Origin of the sequence: Streptomyces sp. NPDC048290 (assembly GCF_040652095.1) — a bacterium.
Lineage (GTDB): Bacteria > Actinomycetota > Actinomycetes > Streptomycetales > Streptomycetaceae > Streptomyces.
Window position 1 is genome coordinate 88410 of record NZ_JBEZLM010000020.1, and the last position, 20534, is coordinate 108943.

13 protein-coding genes and 1 pseudogene are annotated in these 20534 nt (G+C 71.0%); 10 read left to right on the forward strand and 4 right to left on the reverse strand.

Going from position 1 to position 20534, the window contains the following annotated elements; genetic code table 11:
- Positions 1-90 precede the first annotated feature (90 nt).
- From AB0D49_RS29520 to AB0D49_RS29545, 6 genes and pseudogenes are all read left to right on the forward strand, one after another.
- Positions 91-1587, forward strand: a complete 1497-nt coding sequence (locus tag AB0D49_RS29520; protein WP_362762901.1) for a glycosyltransferase family 39 protein — start codon at positions 91-93, stop codon at positions 1585-1587.
- A gap of 148 nt (positions 1588-1735) precedes the next feature.
- On the forward strand, positions 1736-2152 hold the full coding sequence (locus AB0D49_RS29525) for a trypco2 family protein (RefSeq protein WP_362762904.1): 417 nt from the start codon (positions 1736-1738) through the stop codon (positions 2150-2152).
- Position 2153: 1 nt separating this feature from the next.
- Positions 2154-6569: a hypothetical protein gene (locus AB0D49_RS29530; protein WP_362762907.1), complete on the forward strand. Its 4416-nt coding sequence runs from the start codon at positions 2154-2156 to the stop codon at positions 6567-6569.
- Positions 6570-6888: 319 nt separating this feature from the next.
- Positions 6889-7206: a trypco2 family protein gene (locus AB0D49_RS29535; RefSeq protein ID WP_362762911.1), complete on the forward strand. Its 318-nt coding sequence runs from the start codon at positions 6889-6891 to the stop codon at positions 7204-7206.
- Between the two features lies 1 nt (position 7207).
- Positions 7208-12526 carry an HEXXH motif-containing putative peptide modification protein gene (locus AB0D49_RS29540; protein WP_362762914.1) on the forward strand — a complete coding sequence of 1773 codons (5319 nt, stop codon included), beginning with the start codon at positions 7208-7210 and terminating at the stop codon, positions 12524-12526.
- Positions 12435-12755 (forward strand): annotated as a pseudogene (locus tag AB0D49_RS29545) (carboxylesterase family protein); the annotation flags it as partial. The gene AB0D49_RS29540 and the pseudogene AB0D49_RS29545, both read left to right, overlap by 92 nt.
- 110 nt (positions 12756-12865) lie before the next feature.
- Here the strand turns inward: AB0D49_RS29545 and AB0D49_RS29550 are convergent.
- A complete protein-coding gene (locus tag AB0D49_RS29550; RefSeq protein WP_362762917.1) occupies positions 12866-13192 on the reverse strand; it encodes a CU044_2847 family protein in 327 nt (108 codons plus the stop codon).
- A gap of 218 nt (positions 13193-13410) precedes the next feature.
- A complete protein-coding gene (locus AB0D49_RS29555; protein WP_362762919.1) occupies positions 13411-14352 on the reverse strand; it encodes an MBL fold metallo-hydrolase in 942 nt (313 codons plus the stop codon).
- A 101-nt stretch (positions 14353-14453) separates the two neighbouring features.
- Between AB0D49_RS29555 and AB0D49_RS29560 the strand changes: the two genes are divergently transcribed.
- Both AB0D49_RS29560 and AB0D49_RS29565 read left to right on the forward strand, forming a co-directional pair.
- Entirely contained in the window at positions 14454-15392 is a 939-nt protein-coding gene (locus AB0D49_RS29560) for an AraC family transcriptional regulator (RefSeq protein WP_362762921.1), read from the forward strand.
- A 106-nt stretch (positions 15393-15498) separates the two neighbouring features.
- Positions 15499-16032 carry a VOC family protein gene (locus AB0D49_RS29565; protein ID WP_362762923.1) on the forward strand — a complete coding sequence of 178 codons (534 nt, stop codon included), beginning with the start codon at positions 15499-15501 and terminating at the stop codon, positions 16030-16032.
- 176 nt (positions 16033-16208) lie between these two features.
- On the opposite strand, the gene AB0D49_RS29570 is transcribed toward AB0D49_RS29565, so the two are convergent.
- Positions 16209-16754, reverse strand: a complete 546-nt coding sequence (locus tag AB0D49_RS29570) for a TetR/AcrR family transcriptional regulator (RefSeq protein ID WP_362762926.1) — start codon at positions 16752-16754, stop codon at positions 16209-16211.
- A gap of 107 nt (positions 16755-16861) precedes the next feature.
- On the opposite strand from AB0D49_RS29570, the gene AB0D49_RS29575 reads away from it, so the two are divergent.
- Entirely contained in the window at positions 16862-17719 is an 858-nt protein-coding gene (locus tag AB0D49_RS29575; RefSeq protein WP_362762929.1) for an alpha/beta hydrolase, read from the forward strand.
- Positions 17720-17740: 21 nt separating this feature from the next.
- On the opposite strand, the gene AB0D49_RS29580 is transcribed toward AB0D49_RS29575, so the two are convergent.
- Positions 17741-18523, reverse strand: a complete 783-nt coding sequence (locus AB0D49_RS29580) for a helix-turn-helix transcriptional regulator (RefSeq protein ID WP_362762933.1) — start codon at positions 18521-18523, stop codon at positions 17741-17743.
- Between the two features lie 227 nt (positions 18524-18750).
- On the opposite strand from AB0D49_RS29580, the gene AB0D49_RS29585 reads away from it, so the two are divergent.
- A complete protein-coding gene (locus tag AB0D49_RS29585) occupies positions 18751-20268 on the forward strand; it encodes an MFS transporter (protein ID WP_362762936.1) in 1518 nt (505 codons plus the stop codon).
- Positions 20269-20534 lie beyond the last annotated feature (266 nt).

Consider the following 20534-nt stretch of genomic DNA (forward strand, 5'->3'; position numbering starts at 1 on the left):
GTTGCGTCGGCAAGCGATCAGGGAGGTCCGGGCACGCTGGCGCCACATCCACATCCACATCGCCGCCGCCGCTGAAAGGCACAGTCCCTGATGTCCGTCGCGCAACGCAGCCCCGCCCTGGCCAGAACGGTCACCCCTCCCGTACCCGCCCGCCGTCGGCCAGCACCGAGCCGGGCCAGAGCCGTTGTCGTCCTCGCGCCGCTGGCACTGACCCTGGCTCTCGGGCTCTGGGGTATCCGCAGGAACGACACCATGTGGGGGGACGAGTCCGTCACCTACCAGCTCGCCCACCGCGACCTCGCGCAGATCTGGCTCACCGCCCAGCACATCGATCTGGTCCATGCCCTCTACTACACCGTGATGCATGGGATCTTCGGTCTCTTCGGCGGCGGGCTGCTGACCTTGCGGCTGCCGTCCGTGCTGGCGATGTCGGTGGCGGCGAGCGGAGTCGGGCTCCTCGGGCTGCGGCTGGTGGGACCGCGTGCCGGGCTGATGGCCGGGCTGGTGTTCGCGCTCCTTCCCCAGGTCCAGAAGTACGCGCAGGAAGGCCGCTCGTACGCCATGGTGTGTGCCCTGGTCACCTGGGCCACCTACGTGCTCGTGGTCAGCGTCCCGCATCGCGCGCGGTGGCGGTGGGCGGTCTACGGCTGCACCATGCTGCTGGCCTGTCTGCTCCATGAGTTCGCGGTCCTCGCCCTGGTGGCACACGGCGTCACCCTGGTCGTCTCCCGTGTGCCACGACCCGTGCTGAAGGCGTGGAGTGTGACGGCGGCGGGCGTGGTGGCGGGGCTGTTGCCGCTGGTCATCCACAGTGTGGGGCAGTCCGGGCAGGTGGCCTGGATCGGCGGACCGGTACGGCTTCCCGCTCTCCTCGTCACGACGATCCTGGCCGTGGCGTGTGCCCTGGCGCCGCTGGGAGCGAGGGGGCCGGTGCGGCTGCCCGCGCTGGCTGTGCCGATCGTGGTGCTTCCGGGCCTTCTGCTGCTGGTCGCCTCGCTGGTCAAGCCCCTTTTCGTCGACCGGTACGTGCTCTACAGCGGTATCGGGATCGCCCTGCTGCTGGGCGCCTGGTGGGACTACTTTCTCCGGCGGCGGCGGTGTTCCCGTACCGCGTGGATCGCGGCGGTCGCCGTACTGGCCGCGCTCGTCCCGCCGAGCCTGGCGCTGCGGACGCCCGAGAGCCGGAGCAACGACGTCACCGCCATCGCCGCAGCCGTACGCGAGGAGGGCCGACCTGGCGACGGGCTGCTCTTCCTCGCCGGAGAACACCGGATCCTGACCGCGGCCCACCCCGAGGACACCCGCCATCTCACCGATCTCGCCCTGGCACAGGACGCCGTCGCGTCGAACACACTGGCAGGTGTCGAGCTTCCCGCCGAGGACATCGCGGCACGCATGTTGACCTTCGACCGGATCGTCGTGGTCCGCGTGGCACGGCTGCGGACCCTCACCGGCCCGCAGGAGGAGGCGAAGACGCGCACCCTGCGGCGCTCCTTCCGGGAGGACGGGACCACTCATGTCAATGGGGCGCGTATCACCGTCTATGTCCGAGATCAGAGCCTGTCCCCGACAGGCGGTTCTGAATGACCCCCGGGCGGCGTGCGGCGGCTGCGGTGACGATGCCGTGGCTTGGTGTGGTGAAACTCCGCGCGCACCGGGGTGGTTGGGACAGAATTTCCTCAGGGCGTCGGAGTCGGGCGCGTCGGAGCCGGGCGCGGAGTTCGAGGGGGAAGCTGTGGACGCGGGAATTTCGCTGAGCGAGGCATTGCAGGAGCTGCGACGGGAGCTGTACGCGGCCCAGGACGAGGGCGTCGGCCAGCAGTTGCGGTTCGAGGTGGAACAGGCGCAGCTGACGCTGGAGGTGGAGTTCCGCCGGGACGGCCATGGTGCGGTGAAGGTCGAGGTCGGGCTTCCCGGCGCCAAGGCGGGCGCCGAGGCCGGGGGCGGTCCGGGGAGTACCCGCCGTCAGACGCTGACGCTCACGCTCCAGGTGCATGACGAGGCGCTGGGCGGTGAGCGGGCCAAGATCGGCCGGGCCGGCGGGGGCCTCGGTGGCGGGGACGACACCCAGGCGCGGAGCAGCGAGCCCATGTCGGCGGACGGAACTCCCGATGCCTCGAAGGGAGCCTCGCGGCGGCCGTGGGAGTCGTGAGGTGCAGCCGGAGCGCCTCGCCCTGGTCCGTACCGGCGTTCCGGACGGTTCGGGCTCGGGCTATCTCATCGGACCGCACCTCGTCCTGACCGCGCTTCATGTCGTACGCCCCGGGAAACGGTGGGCGGGCAGTGTCCAGGTACGGGTCGGGCATCCTCGCTACGGGGTCGGTCCGGTCGAGCGGACCGCGGAGGTGTGCTGGCCGGACCCCGAGGGACCTGAGGTGTCCGACGACGCGCCGGATGTGGCGCTGGTGTGGCTGCACGAGCCGGTGACCACCACCGGAGCGGAACCGGTGCGCTGGGGGCGACCGGGCGGGGTCGTACCCCTGCCGTACTACGGAGCCGGTTTCCCCGCCTTCGCCGCCGACGCCGCGAGCGCGGCCCATTTCGAGGACCTGCGCGGCGAGTTGCCCGCCGTCTCGACCTCGTCGTCGGGGTGGGTGCTGAACAGTCCTGTCTGGCCGGGCTCCGGTAGCGGGGGAGAGCGTCCGTGGGCCGGTGCGTCGGGGGCGGCGATCTTCTGCGACGGCCGTCTGGTCGGAGTGGTGGCCGAGGACGACCGGACCATGGGCTACCGACGCCTGCACGCCGTCCCCGTCCACGAGGTCCTGAGCCTGCCCGGCTTCGCCGACCTCGCCACCAGGCACGGACACCCCGGCACCACGACGGCCTTCGAGGACGTCACCTCCGACGGAGTCAGGAGCCGGGCCCCCTCATCGCCGTACATCCGCACCCATGCTCAGGAGCTGGCGAGGCTGCGGGGCAAGGGTGTGCCCCTGACCCAGGTGCCGTTCGTCAGCCCGAACGACGACTCCGACCCGAAACGGCTGTTCAGGCGGCTGGCCAGGCTGACTGTCTCGGCGTCGGAGCAGGACTCCAAGCGGGGCGTCCTGCTGATCGGCCCGGCGGGCGCGGGCAAGACCCGGACATGCTTCGAGGTGGCGAAGACCGCGCTCGAACAGCCCGAGCCCTGGCAGGTGCTGCACGTCGGCCGTTCTCCCGAGGTGTCGGTCGACACCGTGATGGCGGCTGTCCGGGAACAGACCGGACGGCGGCGCGTGCTGCTGATCTTCGACTATCTCGACAGCTATGACGCCCTGAACCTCGAAGCCCTCGGCGAGGCACTGCGGACGGACGACCCGGAGGGCCGCGTCGCCTGCGTCGCGTCCGTCCGGCCGGGCATGCTCGGCAACCTCAGGGACAACGGCGTCGCACTGCTGCTCAACGAGGTCCCCATCCGGGTCGACCGGGAACACACGGCGGAGGTGATCAGCCAGATCTTCGCGAAGGTCGCGCCCGGAATGCTGAGCGCCAGGGGCTGGGGCGCGGACCGGCTCGCGGAGGTGTGCGGACAGCGGCCGATCATCGCCCTGCTCATCGCCCGCGAACTCGAGGCCCGGCTCAAGGCCGGCGTGAGCGAGCTGGATCTCGTCCCACCCCGGCCGGAGGGCCTGCTCTTCTGGTTGCAGCAGCGCACCAAGCAGGACTTCGGCGCACCCGCGAGGGAGACACTGCTGCTGGCCTCGACGGTGGCGGCGGCCTCCTGCGAGCAGGACCAGGACGCTGTCGAGACGGCCGTGGAGCGCTTCCTCGCGCTCTGGTCGGACCCGACCTTCCGGGACGGACCCGAAGGTGTGGTCGGCGGACTGCTGCACCTGGGCTGGCTGGTGGAGTCCGGACGGGGCATCGACGCCCTCCACGACATCGTCACCGACGAGTTCCTGCGGATGGCCGTCCTGCCCGACGGCAACACGGTCCGCAGCGAGGTGCTGAGGAAGCTGCTGTCCGCGCTGCTCGGTGACGGTCCGACCTTCAGCGTCGCCGCACTCCATCTGCGGCGATGGACCGCCGACCTCGGAACCACTCACCGCGCTGCGGTGGAGCGGGCCTGCGCGCGCTGGCTCGCGGGCAGCACCGATCAACTGGCCGCCTTGGTCGCGGGCGAACCGAAGGTCGGCCGGTCCATCATGCTCACCATGCTGTCGGGCTCACCCTGGCTCAAGGGGATGAACGACACCTGGGACCGGCTGGTCGGACCCTGGCTGGAGGAGACCGAGCGGCGCGACCCCACCGCGGCGGCGACCGTACTGACCAGCGCCGTACGCAACTCCGCCGGTGAAGTGTCGCAGCGGCTCGTGGACGCCTGCCTGAAGTGGGTGAACGGGCAGTGGACGACGCAGGACGTGAGCCAGGTGCTCCGTCTGCTGCTGGAGACCGAGCGGATCTCCGCCGGGGACTGCGACAAGCTGGCGGAGCACACGCTCCGGTGGTTCGCCGAGCAGCGGACCCTGAACAGGCCGGGCGCCCGACTGCTGGCCGCCCTGCTCCGATGCGGCGACCTCGGCGCCGACCGCGCGGCCGATGTGATCGCCCTGTCCCTCACCTGGATGGAGCGGAGCAAGCGGAACCCTGACGCCGGTCTGGTGCTGCGGCCCCTGCTGCTCCGCAAGGATCTCGATGAGAAGTCTCAGGCCCGAGCGGTCCAGAGGGCCCTGGCATGGCTCGGCGCCCAGCCACCGCCCTCGTCGGCCGCGCTGGTCCTGGACGCCGTGCTGCGCACCGAGGACCTCCCGGCCGACAAGGCGGAACTCGTGACGCGACGCGCCCACGCGTGGCTCAAGGACAACGGGGCTCACATCGACGCCTCGTTCGTCCTGGAGCCCCTGCTGGCCCGCTGCCGTCAGGAGAACACCGACGCCCGCATGGCACTCAACCACGCCTTCGGATGGCTGGGCGTTCATCTGGAGACACGTCGGGCCACCTATGTGCTGGCCGAGGTACTGCTCCGCGACGACCTCGGCGCCCGGCGGGCGGCAACAGCGGTCGACGCCGCCCAGAAATGGCTGGCCGAGTACGGTACGACCAACGAGGCGAAGTTCGTGTTCAGCTCCCTGCTGGCCCGCTCCGACATCGACCGGGAGACGGAGCGGGAGTTGGGCGAGGACGCCGTGACCTGGCTCGCGCGTCACGGGCTGCACAACGGCGGCACCTATGTCATGGCCGCAGTTCTCCGCCCGGATGCCGTGGGCGGCCACGTCGTCAAGGCGGCCCGCACCGCATTGGCCCGGCTCGACGACACCTACGACCCCGGTCTGGTGCGGAGCACCCTGGCGCAGGTGCTGCGGTGCCACGGCGTCGGCCCCGATGTCCTCCGCGACGCGGTCGGCCGGGCACTGGACTGGCTGGAGGACGCCCTGCCCGCGTTCGAGGCGACGTACGTGCTCGGGCCGGTGCTGGAACGCCGCAGGCTCCTCCAAGGTCGGACCTCACGGGCGGTCGGCATCGCGCTGGACTGGCTCAGCCACCATGGAACACGCCAGGAAGCCTCCTTCGTACTGGAGCCGCTTCTCGGACTGAACGCCCTGACCGGTGTGAACAGTCCGACCGAGGACGAGACCGCGGCGATCGAAAGAGCGGCGTACGCATGGCTGGACGATCACCTGCCGTCCGAGGACGCCCGTTTCGTCCTCGCCCAGCTTCTCCAGCGAGCCGAGCCGGCCCTCGACTGGCCCGAGCCCGTCGAGACCCGCGCCTTCACTTGGCTGAGGCGCTACGGAGACCGCCCGTACGCCTCCTTCGTCATCGCCCCCCTGCTGCACCGGAGGGACGCCGACCGGCCCAGGGAAGTCGTCGAGAGTGCCTTGAACTGGCTCCAGGAGAACCCCACCGCCGAGGGCGCTCCCCATGTCGTGTCGGCACTGACCGGTGGCCGTGACGTCGACCTCGACCAGTACGCCCGCTCCATCGACCAGCTCCTGGCCCTGCTCGACGCCGGGTCCGGACCCGCTGCCGCCGCCGTGCAGCTCAAGGGGGTCCACTTCGTCCGCGAACTGGACGCCGTACGTGCCGCCCGCCTCGCCGAACATGCCCTCGGTGTCCTGGAGGACCGGGAGACACCGTCCGACCGCGGGCTGCTCATCGGCCTGCTGCGCCTCACGCTCGGCCCGGAGCACCAGGTCCGGGCCGTGCGACTGGCCCTGCGGGGATGGGAGAGCCCCGCGGGCCACGCCAAGCAGGTCGCCGTCCTGGAGGTCCTGCTGAAGCGCGACGACCTCCGGACGGACCAGATCGCCGACGCACTGGAGGCGGCCGGGTACTGGATCGACGAGGCCGACAGCAGCAACGCGGGACGGCTCCTGGCAGCGGTGCTCGGCAACTCGACGGTGGACGCCCCGTCCCGGGCCGAGGCCACCCGCCGGGCGCTGGAATGGCTCGTCCCGCACGGCACCCGCCCCATCGCCTCCCGACTCCTCGCCGTACTGCTCGACCGACCCGACCTCGCTCCCACGGACGGCGAGACCGCGGCGGCGTACGCGGAGGCGTGGTTGGCGGCGGCCGACAGCGAGAGTTGGGGGCGGCCGGAGGTGGAGGAGGCGTTGAGTCGGTATCGGGGGCGGGGGGTGGGGCCGTCGTAGTCGTGGTGTGGCGGGTCCTCTCCGGTGCTTGGAGGGCCGGGCCGGAACAGCTCGGCGGGCCCGCCTGGCGCTGGGGCCCGTGTCCGGATCACCTGGGCTCTCATCGGCGAACGCAGGGAACGGCGAAGTCTCCCCTGCCGGGAAGTCTCCTGTACTACCGTCGAGTTCGTGCGCGGACGGGTGCGACCCGACCCGGGAACAGGTGGGAGGGGGGCAGGGCACAGGTCCGGGCCGGATCGCGGCCAGGACCGGGAATCCGAAGACCTCCCTCCAGCGGGCGCCACCCCTGTCCGACCCTCACAGCCGACGAGGAGAAACCATGACGACCATCGGGCTGGCCGCAGCCATCGAGGAACTGCGGCAAGAGCTCTACCAGGCCCAGGCCCAGGGAGCGCGGCAGCAGTTCGCCTTCGAGATCGAGGGCGCGGAGCTGGAGCTGATGCTGGAACTGCGCGATGACGTCCAGGGCGAGGGGAAGCTGCACTTCGGGGTGGCGGCGGTGGGCGGGAGCGGATCGCACTCCTCGGCCCGAGGGCACAAGCTGACGTTGAAGCTCCAGGTCAAGGACCGTGCTGCGGGCGGAGCCAGCCCCGAGATCGGTGGGCGGCAGTCCGGCGACTGGCAGGACGAGGGCTGAGTTGGACCGTCGAAGGCTGGCTCTGATCCGAGGCGGTGACGCCGCCGGGTTCCGCCGCGTCGGTACCGGCTATCTGATCGGACCACGCCTGGTCCTGACGGCCCGCCATGTCGTCGAGGACGGCGACGGCACGTCATGGGCCCAGATCCGGGTACGGGTGGGGCATCCTCAGGACTCCGGCTCGCACCGGGTACCCCGTTGCCCGGCATCGGTGTGCTGGACCGACCCGGACGCACGCGATGTCGCGTTGCTGCTGCTGGACGACGGCGTCGACGTGCCCGGCATGGTGCGCTGGGGCCGTCCCGTCGGCAACACCCCGCTGCCCTACGAGGGTCTCGCGTATCCGTCGGCGACCTTCCGGGACGGACAGCGCACGGTGGAGTATCTGAGCGGGAAGCTGCCTCCCCAGGCCGGTGGCGTCGGCAGCCAGGATCTGTATGTGCTGGACCAGGAGTCCGCACCGGCCGTGCGCGCGGAGGACGCACAGGCATGGTCCGGAGCCTCCGGCAGCGCGGTCTTCTGCCGGAATCATCTCGTCGGCGTCGTCATCCACGACGACGCGGCGTTCGCGAACCGCCGCCTGCACGCCTGCCCGGCCCGCACGTTCACCGGCGATCCCGGATTCGCCGCACTCCTGCACCGCTACGGCGATGACATCCCCGACCTGGTCGACATCACCGCCGCGCCCGCGCCGTCCCAGGTCGCCCGTCTGCTGCTGCCCGAAGCGGCGCAGACGCTCGACGCACTGACCGTGGAAGTACCGCGTGATCCTTCCCGGACCATGGCGACCGCGCCCCTGGCCGTTCCGCAGCGCAGGGTCGTGGCGCAGCGGCTGCGGGGGCGCGAGGGGCTCGTGGCCACGCTGACCGGTGCGGTGACACGGCGGGTCGACGGTGACGCGGACGTGCCGGGCGTGTGGCTGCTGTGCGGGATGGGCGGTTCCGGCAAGACGACGATCGCCCTGGAGGCGGCACACCGGCTGGCGGCCTCCTCGACCCGGGTGTGGTGGGTGTCCGGAGCGGACGGTGAGGGACTGTCCGGGGCACTGCGCGCGGTCGCGTACTCCGCGGGCGCCAAGACAGCCGACTTCGTCGGGGCACATCCGGCGGACGTCTTGTGGCGGCACCTGGACACCCTCACCACGCCGTGGCTGCTGGTGCTCGACAACGTCGACGATCCCGCGGTCCTCGCGGCGGCGCCGTCACGGACCGCCGAGGGCATCGGCTGGCTGCGGCCACCCGCACACCACTGGGGGACCGTACTGATCACCAGCCAGGACTCCCGCACCGAACGGTGGGGGCAGTGGGTGCACACGATCGGCGTCGATCTGCTCTCCAAGGAACATGGTGCCCAGGTACTGCGTGACCTGGCTCCGCATCCGCAGGCGGGAACCGTGCAGGACGCCCAGGACCTCGCCGAGCACCTCGGCGGGCTCCCCCTCGCACTCAACCTCGCCGGCTCGTACCTGGCGCGGGCACTGGAGGACCCCTGGCCGTCCCCATCGACACCGGTCACCTTCGCCGGCTATCGCGGCACCTTCGACGCCCATCTGGCGGAGATGGCCTCGGACCCGGACGTGGACCTGGGGCCGACCGAGCGCAGCCGCCGGACCATACTCAGCACCTGGGAACTCTCCCTCGACCTGCTGCACCGCCAAGGCGCACGCCTGGCCCGCCCGCTCCTACGGCTGCTGTCCGCCCTCGGGCCCGCTCCCATCCCCTACCAGAACCTCCTCGACCCGGACCTGCTCGCGCACAGCGGGCTCTTCGAGGGGGCGACACAGCCAGGGATCAGCGACGCGCTGAAGGGCCTGATCGGTCTGAAGCTGATCACCATCGAGACCCCGCGGGACAGAGAGACCCCGCGGCACGGAGAGACCCAGCGGGACGGAGAGATCCCGCGGGACGGAGAGATCCCGCGGGACAGAGAGGCCCCGCGGGACGGAGAGACCTCGCGGGACAGACAGACCCCGCAGGGATCGGCGGTCGATCCGCTGAGATGGATCACCCTGCACCCGATGGTCCGCGCCGCCAGCCGCGGTCACCCCGACTTCACCGCCCGGAGGCCGCTGCTGCTCAGACTGGTCACCGCCCTCCTGCACCGCTTCACCGACCCGCTGACGGAGAACCGCACCGAGGACTGGCCGCTGTGGCGGGCGATCGCACCGCACTGCGCCGCGGCCCGTGTGCTGCTGCACGAGTGCGAGACCAGCGTCGGCACGGACACGGTCCTCGTCGCCGAGGCCACCGGACCCGCCCTACGCGCCGCCCAGTACCAGACCTACCTGGGGATGTACGGCGAGGCCGTCGCCGAACACACGTCGGTCGTCGAGGTCAGGGCGCGCCTGCTCGGTGACGAGGATCGTGCCACGATCGCCGCCCGGCTGTACCTGGCCTGGGCGTTACGCGAGAACGGCGACCTCGACACGGCCGACCGGCTCTACCAGGACGTGGGCAGAACCTGCGAACGCGCGCTGGAGAACGACCACCCCTACGCCCAGTCGGCGAAGACCGGCCGGGCCCGCGTACTGCGGGAGTGGGGCCGCTTCGAAGCCGCCGAGGCGGAGTTGCGTACCGCTCTCGCCATGCGCCGACGCGACCCTCAGTCGGGCCCGCGAGGCATCCTGCGGATCAGACACGACCTGGCGACGCTCGCCCACAAGCGCGGTCGTTTCGCCGAGGCGGTCGCCGAACTCCGGGCCACCACCCAGCAGCACGAGACACTGACCGGGCCCGCGGACCGGGACACCCTCGCCATGAGAGTCAGCCTCGTGCGCGCGCTGCGCGACGCCGGACAGGCCGCAGAAGCCGAGAACGCCGCCGAACACGTCGTACAGGTCTACTTGACCATTCTGCCGCCCGACCACCCCGAAGTGCTCCTCGCCCGTCATGAACGGGCCCGGGTCATCAGGGACCACGAGTCCGATCCTGGCTCCCTGGAGCGGGCACGGGACGAGTTCACCGACATCTGGCGGATCAACGAGCGCCGGTTCGGACCAGAACACCCGGACACCATCGCCGCCCGGCACGAACTCGCCACGGTCTGGCACCTGCTCGGACGCCCGAAGCAAGCCGCGGAGCACTACCGTGCCGCACTCGCGGCCGGCACGACACGACTGCGCAAAGACCATCCCGACGTCCTGCTGTGTGGACGCAACCTCGCCACCGTGCTCGCCGAACTCACCGCGCAGGAAGGCAACCCGATGGACGGCCCCCCGGAACCACAGGACGCCCTCACCCCCGATCTGACCGCGGTCACCCTCGAACAAGCCCTGTCCGACGAGCACGCGCCCGCCGCGAGCCCTGCCGCCGCCCGGCTCATGGACCGATACCTCCGCCCCCGTACCAGCCGCGGCGGAGCAGGGGAGGGGCCGGGCGGCTACTCCGGCGGCATGGGAGGCGGCGGGAGCGGGAGACCCGTCCAGTATCGGCCGGTCGTCAGCATCCGCACCCCGCAGCCCCCACCGCAACCGCCCTTCCCCAGCCCGGCCGACGTGCGCGATGTGGCGTACGGCACGGAGGACAGCTCGCTGGTCAAGCGCCTGCGGGCGCAGCAGCGCGGGGCACGTGCGGTGGTCCTGGCCGAACTACTGCGCCTGCTCCGCCTGACGGATGGGGCCACAGCCGCCTACCAAGGCGGGCTACCGAGGGTCGGCGAGGTGCGGGAACTCCTAGTGCGGGCCGAGCGCGCCGACGCCGAGGCGGTTGCGACGGTACTGCTCCACCCGTCCCTGGGACGTTGGCTGAGCAGCGCACTACGCGCGGCGCACACTCGGCCGATCGCGCCGCACACCGGAGCGACCACATCATCGGAGCACCTTTCCCACCTCCACGCGGTCGCGGCGGCGGCAGCCGTCAGGGCCGACATCGCGTTCACACTGCCCCTCCCCGTACGCGAGGGCCTCGTCGTCCTCCCCGGGCTCGGTGCCGCCGACTTCCGTGGCACCACGGCCACCACCGCGCACATCACGGCGAGGAGGGACGCGACCCTCATCAGATGCCGGGGAGCCGAAGTGCGCCTACCGAGCCCGGATGATCCGCGCCCGGCGGGCTGGCTTCCGCTGCACCAGGTGCGCACGCCCGTCGGACAGAGCCACTTCGATCTCGTCCTGGAGGACATGGACCCCTACCGGGAAGCCGACGGCTCGACGCCGCCGCGTCGCCTCGCCCCCGAGGACGTCACCCGGTGGAGACAGAACATCGGCGAAGCCGCGGACCTGCTCACCGCGGTCATCGGCCCCGAGCGGGCGGAAGCCCTGGCAGCGGGCCTCATCGCCCTCACACCCCGGCCCGAGTCCCACAGCGGCATGATGACCTCCGTATCGTCCAGCGAGGCGTTCGGCGGAGCCGTGCTCAGCACACCACCGGATGCCGTGGAACTCGCCGTCACCCTGGTCCACGAGTTCCGGCACATGAAACTCAACGCCGTGCTCGACTCCCTCGACCTGTACGACGACGAGGCGCCGGACGAGCTGTTCTACGCCCCCTGGCGCGACGACCCGCGCCCGCTCCCGGGCCTCTTCCACGGCGTCTTCGCCTTCCTCGGCGTCGTCGACTTCTGGCGCCGTCTGGCCCACCGGACGACCGACGCGAGCCTGCGCCGACGCGCTCAGTTCCAACTGCTGCACTGGCGAGCACAGACCTGGGAGGCGTACGAGGTGCTCCGATCGTCCCGCCACCTGACGAGGGCCGGCCGGCAGTTCACCGCCTGGATGGGCGCCGACATGGCGCAGGTCAGGAATCCGACGGTCGTGCCCGACGAGGTGACGGCCCTCGCCGAGGAGGCCGTCGTCGCCCACCGCATCCGCTGGCGACTACACCATGTGCAGCCGGACCCCGGTACGGTGACGGCCTTCGCCGAGGCATGGTCGTCCGGCGCGCACCGGCCACCCGGTGCGCACCTCCCCGGCGTGCTGACCCCTGATCCGGACACACCGCCCCTCCACGACTACACGGCACAACTGTGCCGCATCGCGGCCGACCCCTCCCGCCTGCGGCGAACGCCACCCGAGACAGAGGACCAAGCTGCCCACGACTCCTCCGACCTGGCCCGCCTTCTCGGCGAGACCGAAGCGGCCCACCGCCTCGCCACCGACCAGATCAGACAACGACCGCAACCATGCGAACCCTGGGCCCGACTCGCCCTCGCCCTGCGAAGGCCCGACCCCACGACGTCCGCTGGCTTCGGGGTCGCGGCGCAGGTACTGACCCAGCGCCCGGAAGCGGTCCGTGCCGTCTACGCCCGCATCGCCAGCCTCACCGGCACACCGCCGGATCCCACCGCCCTGGCCGAGTGGATCGGGGTCCCTGACCGACACTGATGGGCGTGGAGGTTCCGCCTCAGGGAGTACCTATGCCCGGCCAAGGTTCCCCTCGGGTGGGCGAAGTGCCAGAACGGACGGCTCACAGTTGGCTGCCCTCAGCGTCACGGTCGTCAGCATCAACTACCGGCTGGGCGCCCTCGGCTATCTGGCGCATCCTGACATCGGCAGCAACTTCGGTCTCCAGGACCAGATCGCCGCCCTGCGGTGGGTCCGGGGCAGCATCGTCCAGTTCGGTGGCGATCCCGACTGTGTGACGGTCTTCGGCCAGTCCGCGGGCGGTCACTCAGGCCCGGTCGGCGAGGGCGGCGGTGTCCCACAGCAGCTGACCTCCCGAAGTCACCTGCCGCCCTCGGGCCGATTCCACTCCAGCTCCAGCCTGATGTGCGCCTCCCCGGACCCCTTCGCCACGACCAGGCCCGCCTCCGCCGTCACCCGCAGTCCGAACTCCGCACGGATGTGATCAGGACTGCGTGGCAGATCCGCCAGCCGGGCCAGCATGGTCGCGGCCACCCGCTGCACCCGGGCCATGCCCGATTCGAACGTGTCGGCGGAAGTCTCGAAGAGCTCGTCGCCGCGACTTGCCCGGATCACTCCGGAACCCTGCTCGTCGGACAACTCGACGACGAAGACCTCACCGTCCTCGAAGGGGACACTCAAGTACAAGGCGACAACCTCTCTGCTGTCTGATGCGCCGTCAAGTCAGGTATGGATATGGGTAATTGCTGACTCATATCGGCCTGTCATAGTAGCTGCGATCGACGGCCGCGGTGCGTTTTCGGGTGGTCCCGAGAAACTGTGCGGCCCGGCCGCTCCGACGGCGCGGTGTCAGCGAGGCCGTCGCTGTACATGGCGGACACACGAGAAGATCGTGGTCGGCCTGCTCAACCGACCGTGGTCGTACTTCTCCTCCAGTCGGCTGTCGCCCAGGGGCCGAGGGCGAAGCGGTCACCGTCCCGTCGTACCTCCAGGGCGCCCGCGCCGCCGAAGTGGGCGGGGACGAGCAGCTCGCGGTCGTCGGCCGCCCGGCCGAGTATCCGGCGGCGGCTGGCCACCGCTTGCTCCGGGGCCAGGCAGGCGCCGCTGTTGCAGCAGGGGTCCAGGATCTGCACCGGGCTGTGCAGCAGATCGCCGACGAAGACCGCCCGGTCGCCACCGGACACGAGTCGCAGCACGGAGGAGCCGGGAGTGTGACCGGGCGCGGACTCCAGGGTGAGGTGCTCGTCGATGCGGTGCAGACCGTCCCAGAGCACGGCCTGTCCAGCCCGGTGGATGGGCGCGACGCTGTCTTCGTAGACGTGGCGGTCGGCCTCCTGTGCGCCGTTGCCGTACGCGTTGTCCGGACCGAAGTGGAAGTCGTCGGCGGCCGGGATGAGGTACTGGGCGTGGGGGAACGCCGGTACCCACTGCCCGTCCCTGTCGACGGTGTTCCAGCCGACGTGGTCGACGTGGAGGTGGGTGTTGACGACGACGTCGACGTCCTGCGGGTGGACGCCGGCCCTTGCCAGGAGGCCGAGGAAGTCACTTCTGGCCTGGTGGAAGGGTCCCATGCCCGGTCGTTCGCGTCCGTTGCCCGCTCCGGTGTCGATCAGGACGGTCCGGCCCGCGCTGCGCAGCACCCAGCTCTGTAGAGCGAGCACCACCAGGTCGCTGTCCGGCGCCCAGTGGTCCGGTGCGAGCCAGTCCTCGTTGTCCTGCCACACATCGGCCCCGGCTCCAGGGAACATGGCGGAGGTGGGCAGGAACGGCTCGTGCCACTCCACGACCCGTATGACCTCGACATCCCCCAGCAGCAGGCTCTGCTCGCGCGTGTTCTCCTTCGTCATGGGGTCGACCTTAAGGAAGATCAAGAGATTGACTCAATGTGTATATGGCTCAATGAAATACGTGTGCATCTCATCCTTCATGCGCCGGATACCGTTGACGGATGGATGTGGTGAGCGATGCGATATCGGCCGTGCACCTCGGGCACCCCTGGTCCCGCCGGCTGCGGACGAGCGGGGATTGGTGCGCGCGCCGGGACCCGTACGACGGCGCGGGCTTCTACGTCGTCCTCAAGGGCCACTTCTGGCTGCTGGCCGACGGCGGCGCGCCGGTATCCCTCGGTGCGGGTGACGCGGTGCTGCTGCCCCATGGCACGGGCCATGTACTCGCCGACTTCCCCATCGACGCGGCGGTCGCTGAGAAGAAGGCGGTGCCGTTCGCGCGGTGGGTCGTGGAGGCCGAGGGGCGTACTCGGCCCGATCGCCATGCGACCGAGTTGCTCTGCGGGAGTTACTGGCTCGACTGTAGCCGTATGCACCCGCTCATGGCCGAGCTGCCCGAGGTCGTCCACCTGCCCAGCCAGGTGAGCAGGCACCTCGAACTCCGTGCCGCCATCGACCTGCTGGCCGGTGAGCTGGACGAGCTGAGGCCCGGCTCCTGCGTGGCGCTTCCGAGCCTGCTCGACCTGCTCCTCGTCTACATGATCCGGGCCTGGATGACCGACGCCCCCAGCGGGGCCTGGCCCCGTGTGCTGGGCGACCCGGTGGTGGCCGCCGCCGTGCGGGCACTGCATACGGACCCGGCCGCGCCGTGGAGCAACGACCGGCTGGCAGCGGAGGCGGGTGTCTCCCGTCCCACCCTGGCGCGCCGGTTCACCGCTCTCGTCGGCCGCCCTCCGATGGCGTACCTCACCTGGTGGCGTGTGATCCGCGCGGCCACTCTGCTCCGTGACACGCCCGACACTCTGGCCACCATCGCCGCCCAGGTCGGCTACGGCAGCCCGTACGCGCTCTCGCACGCCTTCCAGCGGGAGTTCGGCATCACACCGGGGCGGTATCGGGCGCAGGCCGGGGAACGGTCCGGCGGCATCGGAGCGGACTGAGCCGGGCGGGAGTCGACCGCGGCCCACATTCGCTCTCTAGGACGGATGCCGACCTACTGGGTGCCTACGGTCACCGCTGACAGCCGACTTCGTCGAACGGACCACGATGCCCGAGCAGACCAATGCCGCACCGGCGGGCTACACCACCGTCGCACCCTGGGTCGTCACCGACGACACAGGGGCGTTTCTCGACTTCGTCTCCCAGGCGTTCGGGGGTGAGGAGCTGGGGCGGGTGTCAACCGAGGACGGTTTGATCGGCCACGGTGAGATCCGAGTGGGCGACACCGTCGTGCTGGCCTTCGACCGGCACGCGGACTGGCCGGTCATGCCGAGTCTGCTCCAGGTGTTCGTCGCCGACGCGGACCAGGCCTTCTCACAGGCTGTCGCTGCCGGTGGCCGGATCGTCACCGCTCTGGCGGACGACGCCTTCGGACAGCGCGGAGGGCGTGTCAAGGATCCCTTCGGCAACATCTGGTGGGTGGTCAGCCACATGGAGGACATCTCCGAGGACACGATGTGGGAGCGGCTCCAGGAGCCGGAGTACGCCGAGGCCATGCGCGTGGCGCAGGAGACACTCGACGCCGAGCTGAGCGGTCGACGTCACGGGAGCAGCAGCGCACCGGTCAGGGAACCCGGCTGATCACGCCGGACGGGCGGCCGGAGAGCGGTGCGGCTTGCTTGGGAAGCAGCGTGCCAGTGGTGCGGAGCCTGCCGTGGACCCTGTGCGCCGCTCACCCACGTGGCTCGGCGCGGAGTGGAGAGTGAGGTCGCTGTGCGCCACCCACGCACAGGGACGGGGCCCCTCGCCGTCCGAGGTCAGCCCTGGTCGGCCTGGGCGAGGGCCGTACGCAGCAACGTGGCCATCGACCTGCCCGCCACCCGCAGCGGCTCCGGGTCACGGGCCGCCCGGCTCAGCATGAACGCCCCCTCCAGCGTCATGACCATCGAGTACGCGAGGGACCGAGCCGTCTCCGGTTCGGCCACCCACCGGCCGAACCAGCTCGTCGCCGCGCCGACCCACTCCGCGAAGACCTCCGCCGTCGCGACCCGCAGCACCTCATTGCTGCTCGCGACTTCCAGGGCGACCGTCCCGATGGGGCAGGCGTCGGCGTAGTCGGCTGCCGCGAGGTCGTCCGCGGCTGCCTCGAAGGCGTGCAGCAGGGATTCCACGGGGTCCGGCACGCTGTCGAGCAGCGCCAGGACCATGTGGCCGTAGGCGGTTCCGGAGGTGCGGATCATGTCCTCGGCCAGTTGCTGCTTACCGCCGGGGAAGAAGTGGTAGATCGAGCCGAACGGCGCGTCCGCCTCTGCCGCGATCCGTTTCAGGCCGGTGGCCGAGTAGCCGTGCCGACGGAACAACACGGTGGCGGCACCCTGGATTCTGGCTCGTGTGTCGGACTGTCCCATTGCCTTTCACCCCTCTCCCGTCCAAGATTACAGTAGAACGTTCTGTCAAATGGGAGGTCGAGATGCCGAGAGTCGAGTTGTCGTCCGGACCGATCGACTATCAGGACACAGGTGGTGAGGGGCCTGTGCTGGTCTTCGGCCATGGCCTGCCGATGAACGAGACCCAGTGGCGCAAGGTGGTCCCGTTGCTGGCCGGGTACCGCTGTGTCCTGCCGACGCTGCCCCTGGGCGGCCACCGGCAGCCGATGCACCCGGACGCCGATCTGACTCAGCGCGGTGTCGCCCGGCTCCTGGGCGAGTTCATCGAGAGGCTGGGTCTGGAGCAGGTGACCCTTGTCCTCAATGACTGGGGCGGGGGCCAGTTCCTGGTGTCGGAGGAGCAGGGCCGACACATCGCACGCCTGGTGCTGGTGGCCTGCGAGGCGTTCGACAACTTTCCCCCCGGACCGGCCAAGGCCATGGCGCAGGTGTGCAGGGTCCCCGGCGGAGTCTGGCTCCTGACGCGCCTCATGCGCGTTCCCGCCTTCCGCGACAACCGGCGCGGATACGGCGGGATGAGCCTGCGCGGAGTACCCGACGAGATCATGGACGACTGGTTCGCCCCCGCCACCCGGAGCAAGGCCATCCGCAGGGACTTCGCCAAGTTCGCCACCGGGTCACCCGACCGCACCACCTTGCTCGCGTGGAGCGAGCGGCTGCGGGACTTCGACCGGCCGGTACTGGTCGTCTGGGCGACCGAGGACCGGCTGATGCCACGGGAGCACGGGCCCCGGCTGGCCGCGCTGTACCCGCAGGGGCGACTGGTCGAGATCGCCGACTCCTCCACCCTCGTCCCCGAGGACCAGCCCGAACGACTCGCCCAGGTCCTCACCGACTTCCTGATCGAGACAGGGGCAGAGCCCGCCCGGTCCACCTCCTGAGCGTGAGGCGGGCCGACTCGGCTACGAGGCGCGGTCCACCGGGATGTCACCGCTGAGGTAACGCCCCGGCGAGGTACCGACGGTGCGCCGGAACGCCGCGAGGAACGCGCTCGGCGTCGCGTACCCCACCGTGCGCGCGACCCGGGAGACGGGCTGGCCCTCGGCGAGCAGAGGCAGCGCGGCCCGCAGCCGTACATGGGTGCGCCAGCGATCGAAGGACATGCCGGTGTCGAGGGCGAAGAGCCGGGTCAGGGTGCGTCGGCTGACTCCGACGGCCCGTGCGTGCGCGTCCAGGCTGCGGGCGTCGGCGGGATCGCTGAGCAGCGCGTCCGCCACGGCGCGCACCCGGTCGTCGGTGGGGTGCGGCACATCGATGGGGGTCGAGGGCAGGGGTCGTAGCAGGTCCTGTACGACCCCTTCGGCGCGCAGCCGTTGGTCGTCGGGGAGGGTCTCGCGGCCGAGGTGGGCGATGAGGTGGGCCAGCAGGCCGTCTACGGCGACGGGGGTGGGGTCGGGCCAGTCCAGGCGGCAGCGGTCGGGCGCGAAGTACAGGCTGCACAGCGTGGCCTCGCGGGTCGCGCCGGTGCGGTGGACCACTCCGGCCGGCAGCCACAGGGCTCGGGTGGGCGGCAGCACCCAGTGGGCATCGCCGACGGCGACACCCAGCACGCCGTGCCGCGCCCAGGCCAACTGGTGGTGAGGGTGACTGTGGGGGACGAACCACTCCCCGTACGCCAGGGGGAAGTTCCCGACGACGATCGCCCCCACCCCGGGCGGTATGGCACCGAAGACGGCCTGAGTCATGGCGGCGAGTGTATGTCCTCCGTCGTCCTCGGCATGGGCCGCGCATGGCCTCCGTGTGTCCTCAACGCGATATGAACTGGCCCTGTGGCGTATCGCGGCCAAGAGGGGCCGGTGCGTAGCGTCGTCGTCATGTCGATCACTCACCCGTCACCGTCACTGTCACCGTCACTGTCACCGTGTCCTGTCCGCTGGCGCAGTTCGCGTCCGAGCATCGAGGGGGGCGGGGCATGACGTCCGTACCGGTCGCGTCCGGTGGCGCCGGGCGGCGTGGGCCCGCTCTGGTGGTGCTGTGCTTCGTGCAGTTCATGCTCGTCCTGGACGACAACGTGGTGAGTGTGGCGCTGCCGAGTGTGCGGGAGGATCTCGGCTTCGGCGCGGCGGGTCTGGCCTGGGTCGTCAACGCCTACTTCCTGGCGTTCGGGGGGCTGTTGCTGCTGTTCGGCCGGATGGCCGACCTGCTGGGCCGCAGACGGGTGTTCCTCGCCGGGGTGGCGCTGTTCGGTGTGGCGAGCCTGGTGTGTGGGCTCGCGCGGGAGCCGTGGCAGCTCGTGGCGGGACGGTTCGTCCAAGGCGCGGGCGCGGCGATGGCCAGCCCCGCCGCACTGGCACTGATCGCCCTGCTGTACCCGGGCACCCGGGAACGCGCGCGTGCGTTCGCCGTCTGGGGCGGCATCGCGGCACTGGGCGGCACGGCGGGTCTGGTGCTCTCCGGCGTGCTGACCGGCCTGGCGTCCTGGCGGTGGGTCTTCCTGATCAATCTGCCGGTGGCGCTGGCCGCCGTCCTCCTGCTGCCCCGGCTGGTCCCCGAGAGCCGGGCCGGGCGGGCGGTACGCCTCGACGTACCCGGTGCGATGCTCGGCACCGGTGCGGTGGTGTCGCTGGTGTATGGGCTGTTGCGGAGCGGGGAGTCGGGCTGGGCCGATCGGGTCGCGGTCGGCGCCCTCGTACTGGCCGTGGTGCTGGGCGCTGTGTTCGTCGCGGTGGAGACTCGGACGGCGCGGCCTCTGGTGCCGCTGTCGTTCCTGTCCTCGCGCTTCCGCGCCGTCGCCAACGGGGCGACCCTGCTGTTCTCGGCCGCCATGTACGCCATGGCCTTCCTGCTGATGGTCCATCTCCAGACCGTTCTCCACTACGGCCCGCTCACGGCCGGACTCGCCTACCTCCCCTATGGCGCGGGCATCCTCGCGGGCATGTGGCTCTCCTCCAGGGCCGTGGCCCGCCTCGGCACACGCCCCGCGCTCGTGGCGTCGTTCCTGCTCAGCGCGGTCGGGGTGCTGCTGCTGTCCGGTGTGGCGCCCGGCGACAGCTACGCCTCGGGAGTGCTGCCCGGAATGCTCGTCACGAGCCTCGGGAACGGAGTGGCCCTGCCCGCGCTGACCGTCGCCGCCCTCACCGGCACCACCGAGGACGATGCCGGGCTCGGCTCGGCCGTCCTCAGTTCGGTTCAGCAGGTCGGTGGCGCGGTGGGGGTGGCGGTGCTGGTGTCGTTGGCGGCACGCCACGGTGGCGCCCCCACCGAGGGTTTCCAGCTCGCCTTGAGCGCAGCCGCCGTACTCCTCGCGCTCGGCGCCGCACTTGTCGCCACATCGCTCGGCACGGGGCCGCGCCGACGGGATGTCCTGGGCGGGGCGCCTGGGGGGAAGACGGTCGCTGGGCGAGTCACTGGAGAGTACGAGGAGCATGAGTCGGCGGCCTGCCGAACGGAGACTGGAGAGGATCTTCGAGCGCGGCGCCGAGGAAGGTGATGGCGTCGGGCGGGAGGTGGAGTGGTGATGCCGGGTAGGGGGACCGTCCCGCGTGCCTCGGATGGTCGGCGGGGTCTGCTGAGGGGGTCGTGGCCCCTGCGGTGTCTGGGCGGCGGGGTCTGCTGAGGGGGTCGTGGCCCCTGCGGTGTCTGGGCGGCGGGGTCTGCTGAGGGGGTCGTGGCCCCTGCGGTGTCTGGGCGGCGGGGTCTGCTGAGGGGGTCGTGGCCCCTGCGGTGTCTGGGCGGCGGGGTCTGCTGAGGGGGTCG